We start from the raw sequence: 13,623 nt of genomic DNA, 5'->3' as shown, positions 1-13,623 counted from the left end.
CAGTCGATTTTGCAGAGGAATTCATCGGGAACCAGCTAGTTTGAAACCATTGGAGTACCCGGCAACGCGAATGACCTTGGCGGCCACACCCCCTCTACCTTGCCGGTATATTTGTTCAGTTCAATTGCATGCCCGAGTAAGTGTTTGCACCGCTTTGGCGCAATGCATGTAAGAATGGCGAAGATGCGGGGGTTGTTTTGACAGCTCGATTCCGTTTTTTCCGATTCAGACGGTTAACCGTAGGGCTAGCAATTCCAGCAGTCGATCGCTACTCTTTGGGACCGACTCGTCGGGCTCCCCGTTTCCAATTCAATCCCTCGAACACTCTTTTTGACCATGTATGCCATCTTTGTTGACGGTGGACGCCAGTACCGCGTTGAGCCAGGTATGGAAATCGATGTTGATTTCCGTGAAATTGCTGAAGGTGAAAGCCTTCAGTTCGGTACCGTTTTGGCAGTTGGTGGCGACGACGGGCTCAAGCTCGGCACGCCCACTTTAAACGGCGTTTCGGTGAACGCTTCGGTTCTGGGAACTAAGATGGACAAAAAGATTTACGTCCAGAAGTTCCGTCGCCGTAAGCACAGCAAGAAACGAACTGGGCACCGTCAAAGCAACACACGCGTGCGTATCGAAGAAATCGCTGGCGTTTGACTCTCGTAGAATGGTAGCCAATGCCTCACTTGGACCTTGCCGATTTTGAACTGGGCGCAGTTCTTGGTGTGGGGACCGTTGGCACGATCTATAACGGCAAAGTCCGTGTCGACCGAGAGGTATCTCCGGCGGCGTGGGCTCTAGCCGGCGAAGATATCGCGATCAAAAAGCTGCACCCGTCCGTTAGCTCGGACGAGTTGATCCAGGCGAGATTTCGCCGCGAGATGCTCATTCTGGAACGCCTGCAGCACCCAAACATCATCGGCTACTTCGGCGGCGGAAGTCACGAAGACCAATTGTTCTATGTGATGGAACGGGTCGACGGCGGAACCATCAAGGACCTGATCGAATCCACCGGTGCGTTTTCATGGCCGATGGTCGTGGACGTGGCTCGCCAGGTCAGCTCCGCTTTACAGTGCGCTCACAACCACAGCGTCATCCACCGCGATTTGAAACCGGGCAACCTGTTCCTGACTCGGGACGCCCAAGTCAAACTCGGCGACTTTGGCATCGCACGTGACCTGCACTCGTCGGACCTAACCAACCAAGGCCTGACCGTCGGCACGCACGCCTACATGGCACCGGAACAAATCACGGGCGACGCGTCCATCTCCGGCAAAGCGGATTTGTATGCTCTGGGATGCTGCCTGTTTGAAATGCTGAGCGGTCGCAAGGTGTTCCTGGGCGAGAACTTTGCCCAGTTGTTCGAACAACACCTGCGTTCGAAGCCACCGCTGATCAGCACGTTGGTGGGCGATGTCCCCAAAGAACTCGACGCGATCATCGACCAGTGCTTGGCGAAGTCGCCTGAAGATCGACCGTTCAATGCTCGGGCAATCCAAGGCGTGATGCTAGAGATCGGCGAGAACTACAACCTTGCCCAAACGCTCGGACTCGAAGACGCCGAACAAGACCCAGCCCATCCCACCGGTCCGCGTGCTCTGCGTGACGTGGGTGCCAGCCAGGCAACAGAAAAGGGACGCTTGATGCTTGAAAAACAAATTCAAGCTCGACTCGGCGGCATCCCTCGCGAGCCCATCCCGATGTGGCGGCTCGCCATCATCTTTGCCGTCATCGTGATTGCGATCCTAATCGCGATGCTGGCCACTCAAGCGGCTTAGCCCCGACTCGGCGATCAGGCCACGCTCGGCGATCAGGCTTTCGAAGGGCCAATCCCCGCAAAGTATCGGGACCGCAGCCGGTTACAAAACAGCTATCTTCCCGCGATTCTTGCTTCTGCGACCCGGCAGAGTCCCCCGCGATCCCTACGACAAGCCTGTAGCACCTCTCAACTCAGCTTTTCCCGCTCTCGCAGCCGTTGCCACCCACGACAGGGGAGTGCAAAACAGCAGTAAAGTGCTATCCTGGCTCACCAACTCAACCACCACAGGGTACTCGCGAGCGTTTGTAGTCTTGCGCCTTGGTGTTTGATTCCCACCTAGGACAACCTTCGCATGTCTTTCACTCGACGTACCGCACTCACACTGGCCTTTTTAGCAAGTCTTACCATGTCCCATAGCTCGCTGACTCAATCCGCGTCTGCTCAAGAAAATGAAGCCGGCACCGACGACTCCGTCGGCTACTTCCTAGGATTTTCGGTTGGACAATCTTTCGCCCAACAAGGCTTCGAGGCCGGTGACTTCACTGCCGAAGGCATGCAAAAAGGACTCGCCGACGCACTCGCTGGCAAGGTTCCTGGACTGACCCAAGACGAACTCACCGAAGTCCAAGGCAAGATCCAAGCCATGCTTCAAAAACGCCAAGCCGCGGCCAACGCTGAAGTTGAAAAGCAGGCCATCATGAATCAAGAAAAGAGCGACGTCTGGATGACGCAAAACGCGACCGCGGAAGGCGTCAAAACGCTCGACAAGGGCATCCAATACAAAGTCATCACCGAAGGTGACGGCAGTTCACCCGGTGCCGAAGACACCGTTTCGGTTCACTACACCGGCAAGCTGACCAACGGCGAAGTCTTCGACAGCAGCGTTCAACGCGGCGAACCTGCCCAATTCCCCGTCAATCGCGTGATCCAAGGCTGGCAGTTGGCCCTACAAAAGATGAAGGTCGGATCAAAGTGGATGCTCTACATCCCACCGGCGATGGCATACGGCGCCGATGGTGCTCCACCTAAGATCGGCCCCAACGAAGTGCTCGTCTTTGAAGTTGAGTTGTTGGAAATTCTGTAGGCACCCGACCTCCTCGGTTTACCGACCTGGTTTGAGCATCTCGCTCGAACCGGTCGCCCAGTCAGACAAGCAGCCCCAGCCCATCGCGGGCTTGACCTCGTTGCCGCTGACCCGGCCGCCGCCGCCCATCGATCCAGCACCGCTCGTCAATCAGCACCGCTCGCAAACGCGGGCGTGCCGAAAAAGACCGACTGCCCCCAAACACAACGCGCCCCTGTCATGGCTGAAAAGCCTTACCAACATTCGCTACTTCGCCAAGCTTTCCCGAAGTCGCCTTGACCGCAAAATCGCTCCGGCGATACCCTTTGCGGCTTGGTAATGACCCCTTCTTGCTATCCCTTTCAACCCTTTCCGTAGCAGCCTCCCTTGAGATCGCTGCCGCATCACGGATGTTTTTAGGCTTCTCTGATGAGTTCGAGTCCGTTCGAGATTTTTCGACGCAACCTCAAACCACTGATGGTTTTGTTGACGTTGCTGGCACTTTTTTCCTTCGTTGTCCTGCCCGCGCTGGACACCTATTTGCGACGAGGAGGCGGGATCAATGCCGACCCCGTGGCCGCAACGTTTGACGGCGTTGAATTGACCCGTGGCCATGTTGCACGCACCACCCAAAACCACGCCTCGGTTGTCCGCTTCCTAAGCGAACTGGCAACCCAGACGATGGACAAGGGCGGCATGCCGCAAACACCCGGTTTCCAGTACGACGAACAAAATCAACAGATCCGATCACTCGGGATCGATACCAATCCAAGCGAAGAAGCCACCATTAACACGCTCCGCTTTTACAGCGAAGCAAAGAAGGCGGGCTTCGAATTGGATGACACTGCCGTCCGCAACTGGCTGGCTCGATACGTCGATGGCACGATGACCGATGGCGAAATCATCGCCTTGCTGATGCGAAGCAGCGGCAATCAACTCGGCCAACAACACCTCTACGAACAACTTCGCATGCACTTGCTGGCGGACTTGTACCAACGCGGCGCACTTGTCGGTTTGACCAACGGGCAAATCCCTGTAGTCACTCCTTTGGGCCAATGGGAAAACTTCCTGAAGACCAATCAACAAGCTTCCGTAGATGCCTACGGTGTCCTGGTCAGCGAGTACCTCGACAAGACCAACGAAAGCCCCAGCCAATCGGAGATCAAAGAGGTCTACGAAGAAGGCAAGAACCGAATCAATTACCCCAACGACCTTTCGCCGGATCCGCGATTCCGTCGCCCCGATTCCGCCAAGGTGGAGTACGTTTCGGCGGACTTGAACAAGTTCCTGGAAATCGAAAAGGCGAAACTCACCGAAGAACAACTTCGTGCCGAATACGAACGACGCTTGGCCGGTGGAGATTTCCAATTGCCAGTCGAACCGGCGTTGGGCGAAGAAGAACTTGCGGAAGCCAGCAAGCAACTCGAAGCCGCAATCAAGGAAGCCTCAGCTCAAGACAAAGCTGAAATGGAGGCCGAAGCCGCTGAAGCAGAAGCCAAGGCTGACGGAGCCGATACTGAAACGACCACTGAAACCGAAGCGGAAGCTGAGCCAGCAACCGAAGATTCTTCCATGAACGTTGGCGACCAGTCAGCGGTTCGCTTGGTGATGTTCCAAGACGAAGAAGCCCCAGCCGCTGAAGACGCGGCCGAAGCAGTCGAAGAAGCTGCCAAGGATGCAAAGGAAGCGGTTGAAGAAGCAACGGAAGAAACTCCTGCAGAAGAACCAGCATCCGAAGAGCCTGCTCAAACAGCCGACTCGGAAGAAATGGCTGCTGAGGAAACTCCCGCGGAGGAAGCTCCTGCCGAAGAGAAGGCTGCAGAGGAAACTCCCGAAGAAGCCGAAGGCGACAAAACGCCCGAAGCTGCTGAGACGAGTGAACCGGAAATGACATCTCCGGCCGCAACTGAGCCTGCATCGGAAGAAGCAGCCGAAACCGACGAAGCGGAATCCGACAGCCTCGACCTGGACGATGAACCAGCTCCGACGAAGCCACAAACTTTTGAAGAGGTTCGTGACCAAATCGCAACCGAATTGGCTTCGCAACCAGCTCGCCGGGCACTGGATCTTGCGGTTACCGAAGCGAACAAACGCATGCGTCGCTACTTCAGCGAAAAAGCGGTTCACGAGAGCAATGTTTCCGTTGGCGTGCAAACCGAAGAAGACGCTCCGGAACGTCTCGACCTGAAGGCGATGGCAGAAGAACTCGGCCTTGGCTACGGCAAGACCGACGAACTGATCAACCGCGTGACCGCTGCTGAGATCGCTCCCGGCACCTCGTTCGGGCTTGGTGCCAACTTCAATCGCCGTGGACCTCCGTTCAACGCGATCTTGTTCGGTGCTCAAATGCAAGACGGATCGCTGATCCCACCACAAGCGCTGTACTCACCGATGCGGACCGTCGACCTGGAAGCGGCCGTAACCTACATCACGTGGAAGACGGAAGACGTTGAATCGTACCTTCCGGAACTGGATGAAGTCCGCGACGAAGTGATCAACGTGATTCGTACCCGCGAAGCTCGCACGCTCGCCCGTGCCGCTGCCGAGGAACTGGCGAAAGCCGCTTCGGTCGAAGGAAAGACGCTCGCCGACGTGGTACCGGAATCGCAAAAGGAAAACCTGATCACTGGCGTCGGCCCATTCTCTTGGCTTGATCAAGTAGGGTTCATGGAAACCGTTGTCGCCAACGTTCCTGAACTTGATGCGGTCGGTGAAGAGTTCATGCGAGCCGTGTTCTCGTCCCAAGTTGGCGAGCACGCAGTCGCCTCCAACGATCCCCAAAGCGTGTTCTACGTTGTGACTCCAACCGAGTTTCAACCGGACGTTGAAACGCTTCGTGAGCAGTTCCGCCAACCGCAACAACGGTTCATGGCTCAATTGCTTGGTAACGGAGACGCTCGTAACATCGTTCGCGGGTTCTATGAATCCGTCGACGAGCGAACCGGCTTCGAGATGAACATTGCCAACGACGAGTAGTCGTTAAAAATTCAGCAATCCCCGTCACGCTTCAAGTGTGGCGGGGATTTTTTTTGGACTGACTCAGCGACTAGTTCGAAGTGCCCGGCATCCACACTTCACCGATGCCGCCAATACTGCGGTCACCACGCCGAACTTGCCAAAGCATTGGATTCGCTTCCTGGCTTATCCCCGCTAACACCGTGTACGGACTACGCAAGTCAACCGGCTCAGAAAAACGGGCCTCGGGCAGATCAACCGCTCGGTCGAGAATTAAGGTTCCACGCCGCATCCCGTAACCAACGTTCTCGCCCACGTTACCGCCCACACGAATCGTGCCCGCGATCTGCCACGACGCCAGTCCGTTCCCCGCATCGCCTTGAACCTCGATCTCACCGCGACGCATTCGGTGACCAGCCAGATCCCCGGCGTTACCCTGAACGGAAATCCGGCCACCATTCATGCCAACGCCGCGAGTCCCCAACGCAGCACCCAGGGCGTCACCAGCGTTTCCTAGCACGGTAATCTGTCCACCGGTCATACACGATCCACAATGATGACCGACGCTGCCTTCAATCCATAAATGCCCAAACCGATGCTGATGCCCCAGGCAATCCAATTGCGATGTATTGCCTTCAACTCGCAACTCCGGCGTGGAAGCACTTCCTGCAACCCGAACGTCAAACACATCGCCAACGCAATTCTCCAGTGCATTACAACCGGAGAACGAGACTAGCGGGCGGCGGCAAATCTCATCAACCGAAGACTCGCACCATTCGTCTAGCCGAATACTGGAACAGTCGACCTGGAAATCGACATCATCACGAAGCTGAATCTCGATTCTGGTCATCATGCACCTCCATTCAAAACATCATGCAATTGAAAGTGGTGCCGCCCAAGCTTACCGCCGTAATTCCCCGCTGACACACCAGTCAGCCCGGCGTCCCCCACCGACATGCATGCCGCTCGGATTCCTGCGTTCATCGCACTGGCAATCGAATCGGTATCGATGCCATCAAGGACCACCTCCAAAACCGCTTCGGTGCCCTCCGGAAGTTGCGTGTCCACCAGATTACGAAGCGTTGGGCAGAAGGCCTCATTCGTCGAGGCGAACAACGCGGGATACTTCGAACCGACCTTCGAACCACTTCGCGTCGCACCACCGGGAAAGGGTGCGATCACACCGGGCAATGGCCGAATCGCGTCAACCGCTGCACGACACGCTTGAGAAACCGCCTTCATGGACCGTCCGAACAAGATAAAATTGCCTCCGCCGATCGCGTCGATGCGAGCCACATCGTGTTCGCACACAAACTCGCCATCCATGACGGGAATTCGCCAATAACGCACCGCTTGCTCTACTTCGTTCTGGTTCAGGTCACGCCGTGTTTGATGAATGACCTTGCTGATTTGCATGCCATCGCCGAAGTAGCGAAGCGTCTTGCCAAGCGGGACTCGCTTGGAATGCACGTCCGAGCCACCGACGATTCCCGCGTAGGCCGCCGTCGTGGGACACGTTAAAAGGCATTGACCGGCCCGTCGCGGGATTTGCTTTTCGAGCTCTTTACCTGACACAGCGAACGCCAAGATCGCCGCCCCTGGACGCCCGTCCGGCGTGACATTGGGCGATAACTCTTGTTCCACCGCGATCTCGATTCCACACGCAATCACACTGGTCCCGAAACCACACATCGCTGCGCACGCATCGCGGCACCACTGGCGATCGTCCGCAGTGACGATCAACCGAGTCGCCTTCATATCGAACGCTTCCGCAAAAGTCGCTTCGATCGGAACCCCGGATAGCCGCAAGGAAGCTTCACTCATACCGATTCTCCTTTTGCAGAATCGGAATCGCCTGCGAGTCGCATCCCACTGGCCGCCAATCGACTGCCGATAACCTCCGGCATTTCGTCTTCATGAATCCACAATCGATCAAACTGGAACGTGCCACTGGTCGCGTAACGATGACGAAAATCAGCAAGGTGTTTCCGGTCAATCTCCACATGCTCATTCGCCAAACCAGCGGCCAAGGTATGATCCTGCGGTTCCGTTCCCGGTTCGATCACGCTGACACCTTCCCGACGCACCAATCGGCCTGATTTGAAAACCAACTTGGGCTGGCGGAACATCGCCTCGACGTTGTCTTGCGATTGATAGATCACCACATCCGCAACTCCGCCGGGGTCAAGCGTGCCACGATCCTGCAAACCGAGGATCGCTGCCGGAGCCTTTCGAGTCATCGTGGCAATATCGTCCAGCGAATACTCACGGCTAATACCGCTCAGCGAACTGCTGGCCGCCGCATCCGCATGAATTTCAGCCAACGCCGTTTCTCGCAATGATTTATCCGATAGCAGTGCGAGCAAATGCGGATAGGCCGTAAACGGAGCCCCGTTGGGATGATCTGTTGTCAAAAAAACACGCGACGGGTCGTCGACCATCAAGAACAGTTCGAGCCCGATCGCCCACTGCAGCGAATTCACAAACTCCTTGCGGCGATAGCGAAATGGAACCACACCACACCCGGCTTCCAATTCAATGTCCACCAGCACCGACTTCCTCGGCTTAGCGTGAGCACTGTTGGCGTGCTGGTGCATCGCATCGGCACTGATCGTGACGGTTTGACCGAACATGACTTGGCCCACGTCAATGGTCACATTGGGATGCTCCCGCATCGCCGCAACCAATTTTTCCGATGCAGACGAAAACTTGTACGGCCCCTCCGTCCCATAGCAGTGGAATTGCGCGTGGGTCAGATGAATCGGATAGCCATCAGCGGCTTTGATCGTCGCCAGCGTGGACTCGATATTGCCCGGCACACCAAGATTGCTGCAGTGCACGTGCAGTGGATGGGCGAGACCAATTTCATGTACCGCTCGGCACAGCGTGCGAATGATCTTGCCGGGCGTGAGATTGTAATGCGGGTGGGGCGTGTCGACGTCAAAAGTTCGTTTATTGAACTTGAACGCGTTGATTCCGCCTGGGTTGACTACTTTAACGGCAATGCAGCGAGTGGCCGTTACCATCCAAGCGACATACGCGTTAATGATCTCCTGCGGAACACCCTCGGAGATCATCTGCAACAACACATCGTCGTTGCCAAGCAAACAATAGCCGCCCGTGTCCAGCCCGCGCACATCGGCCATCTCCGCATGCGCCGAACGCGCGTTGCAGGGAATCACCGCCGGTTCCAAACAAGTCGTGTAACCCATATCGAGATACCGCTGGGCCGTGACTGCTGCGGACGGCAAGAACGCGGACTCAGCGGGTGAAAGATCTCCGATTCCCGCACCACCGGCTTCTCGCCAAGGTGGCATCTGATCTCGCAACAACATCCGAGCGAGCGTGAGCTTTCCGCCGCCGATATGCGTGTGCAAATCAATGCCACCCGCCATCGCCAGGCATCCGGTGGCGTCGAATTCACGATCAGCCGCGGTCCCTTGCGGCGGGGCTTCGATCAATCGGTCGCCACGCATCCAAATATCGTGATTGGCATCCGCTTTGAAATTAGCGGTGCCGCCAGAACGCCCCTCGCTCGAAATCTTCGCACCGGGATCGATCCGTCGACAGCCGTGAATTCGGGTCAGCATCAGTTCAAGCGAGGGAAACGGTAGGCGGTCGACGCAAGGTCGTGGCAGCCGAGGGTTCGTCTGCACCACGATTATCACACAGATTGCAGCGGAAGGCCACGCGTGACTTCACGACAGATAACAGCACGATGCATAACTTCAAACGACGCTGCGGCATCGAACAACGCTGCGACCTGACACACACGTCGCTACATGCGAGTGCTAGTGCCTTTGGTCAACGCCATGAAGGCTGATTCCAGATCGAGTTCCTCTTCTGCAAATCGCTTCAGGTTGATTCCGTTCTCGATCAACAGCTTCGGCAGCACGCTGTAGTCATCCGTATCGCTATTCAGAATCACACGCACGGCATCGTCGCCAGGGGCAGTCGATTTCACCAACGGATGCCCAGCGAACAAATCTTCGATCGCCTGCATTTGGTCACGTTGACTCGGCTGGATGATCAAAACCGTATGCTCGCGAACCATCCGAATCACTTCGGTAACCTTCGCGTTTTGCTTCAGCTCACCGCGATCAATGATGCCCACTTTGTTACACACGTCGGCCAACTCAGGAAGAATGTGGCTACTAACAATCACGGTTTTCCCCATCTCACCAAGCCGGCGAAGCAGGTTCCGCATTTCAATCCGGGCACGTGGGTCCAAGCCCGACAACGGCTCGTCGAGCAACAAAACCTGTGGATCATGCAGCAGTGTTCGGGCAAGTCCCAATCGTTGCGTTTGTCCTCGCGAAAGCGTGTTCGCGAACGCGTCCCGCTTGAAATCCAAGTCGACGATTTCCAGCATCTCGTTGACGCGTTTACGACGTGCTTCGCCGGAGATGCGATACGCCGCGGCGAAGAACTCCAGGTACTCAACCACGGTCATGTCGTCATAGACGCCAAAAAAGTCAGGCATGTAACCTACCAACCGGCGAATCTCCTTGGGCTGGGTATGCACACTGTGGTTGCACACATAAGCCTCGCCCCAACTGGGCTCCAACAGCGTTGCAATGATTCGCATGGTCGTCGTTTTGCCTGCACCATTAGGGCCAATGAAACCAAACAGGTCACCGGCTTCCAGGTCCAAGTCGATCGACTTGATGGCAAACGCATCGCCATACTTCTTGGTCAGGTCAACAGTCTTAATCACGACGGAGCACTTCAGACAAAACGAAATACGAAAACGAAAAAGCAATCAAAATATTAGCGTCGAACTTCTTCGACAGGCATCAGCAAACGCACCCATGACAAAGCCGAACCCGACATAGATTCGGCCAATCCAGAATCAGCGAGAGCACCTTCGCGCGAGGAACCACCAGCGACACTGGCATCGATCGACGTCCAAGGCTGGGCAACGCGTCCAATCAACATGCAACGATCGTCGGTCAACAAATCGCTGAGATCCAGTTCACCCAGCACTTCATTACGAAGCCCAGTGTAACGGGTGCCTCCCACCGCACTGTGGAACATCAGCATTTCCGCCAACCGCTTGGGCTGATCCGTTTGCGTCACGTCCCAGTTTTCTCCTTCGGACGAACTTTCCAAGGCACGTTGCCGAGCTAATTGCCATCGGAAGTTCTTCTGGCGAAGCCGGTCAACATCTTCGATCGTCGAACCAGCGGGAAAACGAGTGGGCAGCAGATACACCCAGTTCTGGTAGACCAACATGGCGTCAAGCAAATCAACGTCCAATGGATTGGTGAGTTTTCCTTGCAGCAATTCAGATCCACCGCGTCGCCGCATCGCTTTGGCTTCCACGTTTAGATCGAACTGCATCGAAAGAGCCAGCGACTTACTTCCGCGAGGTGCAATTTCAAGTGACTCGATTCGGCTCTCGACACCATGCGTTGAGCTTGACGAAGCATTGCTCCCGGCGGGAGTGATCACGTCGACTTCGATCGCATCACTCCAGGCGTCAATTTGAATTCCACCCATCGATTGGTTCGGTGCACCGAAGGGAGCAAGGTTTCGGTATGCGACCTCGTTAGTGATCGACTTCAGCGATTCGCTCGGCTCTGCACTGACGGCAAGCCGCTGCGCGGTATGCGAATAGACAAAAGACCAACGAAACAACCGCCCCGTTTTCGTCGACGAATCCACGTCCAGCACTTCCATCGAATTTGCCGTTAGTCGTTCCGCTTTCGAGTCGGCTTGCGAAACCATTTTCCCCGCATCAGTTGAGCTTGCGGAAGGCGACGAACTGGCCGTCTCCGTTTGGGGTTGCGCCGCGATGACCAAGCCAATCGACATCACAATGGCAACGATCGGAAACGTCAGCCAACCAAGCAACGAATTCCCCAGCACACGTCGCACCACAAAGTAATCCAGCGGAGCGACCAAAACGATCAACCCGACAATCACGAAAGCGATCATCGAAAAACTCAAACGCCGCTTAACCGAAAACTGGTCCAACGATCGCCGCACCTGGCCCGACAAGTCCGAAAAGCCACTCAGTCGGATACTGCTACTGACATCGCCTCGCTCCTGTCCCAGCTTTTCGTTGGTCAGCTTGGTCACCATATCAAACCGCTCCGGCCATTCCAAAAACGGAGCCTGATCCAAATCAGCAGCCACGACCGTGATCTTCCCAAACCCAGCGACATAGCGACTCGCCAGAGGCAAACTGATACGGCGGGCCGTTCGACCCGCGATCAGCGTTTCGCCAATTTGTGATGTTCGTTTGCCCGAAAGTGAACTGACTTTGGGCAAGCGAATCCCATCAAAGCCCGCTAAACGAGTTTGACTGTTCGTGTACGTTTCCATCCCGGACGGATCAAGCTGCACCACCGAAGCCGAAGCCACTGATTCGGGCAGCAGTTCGGCCAACCACGGTGCCGCTTTCAACGTTGCAGGCGTCGACTTCCCAAGCGTCACCAAGACTCGACCACCCGCCTTCACCCAATTGGCCAAAGCTCCGGTCTGGGCTTCCGAAAGCTGCGAAAGCACATCGGCTCCACGGCTCGTAATCAAGATCAAATTCACACCTGAAAGCCCCAACACATTGTCAGGCATCATTTCGGGCTTGGTGATTTGGGTGACCGCAACGGATGCATCTCGATCGAGAAGTTCGTTGGCTCCGATCGTGTCGATCCCCAGCGTGTCACCGAAAGCCAATACCCAAGGCATGCCCAACGGAATCATGGCCGGGCCGTCTTCCGGGGCACCAGTTTCAGGAAAACGGGTTCTCACCAAGACGTTGCCGGATTCCGGTGTCGCATACAATGACTCATTACCGGATGCTGAGTGGTTTGCGGATGGAACAACCGCGATCACCAACGGCGCCGCTTCGGTTCCAGGAACACAATATCCAATCGGGCCGGACGCGCTGTCTTGCCGGTAGTTGACCGTGACACCGTCGCCATCGGAAGTTTGCAAAACGAGTTGCTCGACGATCGGCTTGGATGCTTCCGCGTTGTCGACAACCTTGCCTTGTTCCGCTTTCAATTTTGCATTGACCGCCTCGCTGACATGGATCGCCGTCCAATGTCCAGCACGGTAGTGGCCGTTGATTCCGATCCAGTGCTTGGATATCTCGCTGGCTTCCGCGGTAGCCACGGAGTCGTCTTGTGCATTTCCGGACTGAGCGTTCTCGGACTGGGCGTTCTCGGGCTGAGTTGGCTTAGCTTCGGAGGCTCCATCTTCAGCACACGCAGTTCGATTTGGTGAGCTGATTGCCAACGCAAGCAACATGATCAGCGAGAACGCACCCCAGCGACTTAGCCCATTCCGGCAAGACGCCTCCTGTTCAATTTGAAGCGATCTCATGGTTTCTCGTCCAAGCTGCATGTGCATTCGAACTTCCCACACCCTGGACACCCGTTACCGTATTTGGCCGCCAGTGCATCAGCAAGATTCACATCGGCGACATTGGCGATCGTGAATAGCCAAGCGATCACGTCCGCGAATTCTTCCTTCAAATTCTCACGATCATCGCCTCGCAATGCCGAGGCGAGTTCACCGACCTCTTCCATCAACCACATGAATGTCCCGTCCACACCGCGGGCCACGTCTTTGTCGTAATACATCCGATGGATGTGTTGCTGAAGGTCTTCGATTGAAAGACCTTTGCCAGAAACCGAGTCGGTCATCTAGAGGGTGGGGGGTTGATTGCAGAGAAGTGGGAAAGCGCCGTGGGGCAACGAGCCGGTATTGTGATATTCTAACCATATGAGCCACGCGTACGAGGCGGCAGGCTGATAACCTAGTAAAGTCTGCCCCCCCAAAGTTGGTGCTTGACTGCTGTGGCATTTCTGATGCGATGGCTTTCCTGATGTTCCGGCATATC

10 protein-coding genes are annotated in these 13,623 nt (G+C 55.9%); 4 read left to right on the top strand and 6 right to left on the bottom strand.

The window, feature by feature from the left end:
• Nucleotides 1–336 precede the first annotated feature (336 nt).
• The 4 genes from rplU (at nt 337) to ACR3ZL_RS08800 (ending at nt 5,792) form a co-directional block, all read left to right on the top strand.
• A complete protein-coding gene (gene rplU, locus ACR3ZL_RS08815; protein WP_473648230.1) occupies nt 337–651 on the top strand; it encodes a 50S ribosomal protein L21 in 315 nt (104 codons plus the stop codon).
• A gap of 20 nt (nt 652–671) precedes the next feature.
• Complete coding sequence (locus ACR3ZL_RS08810; protein ID WP_473648231.1) at nt 672–1,772, top strand: serine/threonine protein kinase; 1,101 nt, start codon at nt 672–674, stop codon at nt 1,770–1,772.
• Between the two features lie 387 nt (nt 1,773–2,159).
• The gene (bamJ, locus tag ACR3ZL_RS08805; RefSeq protein WP_473648232.1) at nt 2,160–2,837 is read left to right on the top strand and encodes a BamJ family beta-barrel-assembly machinery protein; all 678 of its coding nucleotides are present in this window, start codon (nt 2,160–2,162) and stop codon (nt 2,835–2,837) included.
• Nucleotides 2,838–3,245: 408 nt separating this feature from the next.
• On the top strand, nt 3,246–5,792 hold the full coding sequence (locus ACR3ZL_RS08800; RefSeq protein WP_473648234.1) for a hypothetical protein: 2,547 nt from the start codon (nt 3,246–3,248) through the stop codon (nt 5,790–5,792).
• Between the two features lie 70 nt (nt 5,793–5,862).
• Here ACR3ZL_RS08800 and ACR3ZL_RS08795 read toward each other — a convergent pair whose 3' ends face one another.
• The 6 genes from ACR3ZL_RS08795 to ACR3ZL_RS08770 form a co-directional block, all read right to left on the bottom strand.
• The gene (locus ACR3ZL_RS08795) at nt 5,863–6,624 is read right to left on the bottom strand and encodes a formylmethanofuran dehydrogenase subunit C (RefSeq protein WP_473648235.1); all 762 of its coding nucleotides are present in this window, start codon (nt 6,622–6,624) and stop codon (nt 5,863–5,865) included.
• Nucleotides 6,621–7,595, bottom strand: coding sequence for a formylmethanofuran--tetrahydromethanopterin N-formyltransferase (gene fhcD / locus ACR3ZL_RS08790; RefSeq protein WP_473648236.1), 975 nt, complete (start codon nt 7,593–7,595; stop codon nt 6,621–6,623). Before fhcD ends, ACR3ZL_RS08795 begins: the two co-directional genes overlap by 4 nt.
• On the bottom strand, nt 7,592–9,361 hold the full coding sequence (locus tag ACR3ZL_RS08785) for a formylmethanofuran dehydrogenase subunit A (RefSeq protein WP_473648237.1): 1,770 nt from the start codon (nt 9,359–9,361) through the stop codon (nt 7,592–7,594). The genes fhcD and ACR3ZL_RS08785 overlap by 4 nt, the downstream gene beginning before the upstream one ends.
• A 188-nt stretch (nt 9,362–9,549) precedes the next feature.
• Nucleotides 9,550–10,488, bottom strand: coding sequence for an ABC transporter ATP-binding protein (locus ACR3ZL_RS08780; protein ID WP_473648238.1), 939 nt, complete (start codon nt 10,486–10,488; stop codon nt 9,550–9,552).
• Between the two features lie 53 nt (nt 10,489–10,541).
• Complete coding sequence (locus tag ACR3ZL_RS08775) at nt 10,542–13,103, bottom strand: hypothetical protein (protein WP_473648239.1); 2,562 nt, start codon at nt 13,101–13,103, stop codon at nt 10,542–10,544.
• The gene (locus tag ACR3ZL_RS08770) at nt 13,100–13,426 is read right to left on the bottom strand and encodes a MazG nucleotide pyrophosphohydrolase domain-containing protein (protein ID WP_473648241.1); all 327 of its coding nucleotides are present in this window, start codon (nt 13,424–13,426) and stop codon (nt 13,100–13,102) included. The genes ACR3ZL_RS08775 and ACR3ZL_RS08770 overlap by 4 nt, the downstream gene beginning before the upstream one ends.
• Between the last annotated feature and the right edge of the window lie 197 nt (nt 13,427–13,623).

Source organism: Rhodopirellula sp. J20-39, assembly GCF_057365095.1.
The sequence above is the reverse complement of the archived record's forward strand: the minus strand, read 5'-3'. Positions and strand labels throughout refer to the sequence as shown.

Coding starts and splice junctions, on each gene's coding strand:
- rplU (WP_473648230.1), top strand. CDS start 337: ATGTATGCCATCTTTGTTGACGGTGGACGCCAGTACCGCGTTGAGCCA.
- ACR3ZL_RS08810 (WP_473648231.1), top strand. CDS start 672: ATGCCTCACTTGGACCTTGCCGATTTTGAACTGGGCGCAGTTCTTGGT.
- bamJ (WP_473648232.1), top strand. CDS start 2,160: ATGTCCCATAGCTCGCTGACTCAATCCGCGTCTGCTCAAGAAAATGAA.
- ACR3ZL_RS08800 (WP_473648234.1), top strand. CDS start 3,246: ATGAGTTCGAGTCCGTTCGAGATTTTTCGACGCAACCTCAAACCACTG.
- ACR3ZL_RS08795 (WP_473648235.1), bottom strand. CDS start 6,624: ATGATGACCAGAATCGAGATTCAGCTTCGTGATGATGTCGATTTCCAG.
- fhcD (WP_473648236.1), bottom strand. CDS start 7,595: ATGAGTGAAGCTTCCTTGCGGCTATCCGGGGTTCCGATCGAAGCGACT.
- ACR3ZL_RS08785 (WP_473648237.1), bottom strand. CDS start 9,361: ATGCTGACCCGAATTCACGGCTGTCGACGGATCGATCCCGGTGCGAAG.
- ACR3ZL_RS08775 (WP_473648239.1), bottom strand. CDS start 13,103: ATGAGATCGCTTCAAATTGAACAGGAGGCGTCTTGCCGGAATGGGCTA.
- ACR3ZL_RS08770 (WP_473648241.1), bottom strand. CDS start 13,426: ATGACCGACTCGGTTTCTGGCAAAGGTCTTTCAATCGAAGACCTTCAG.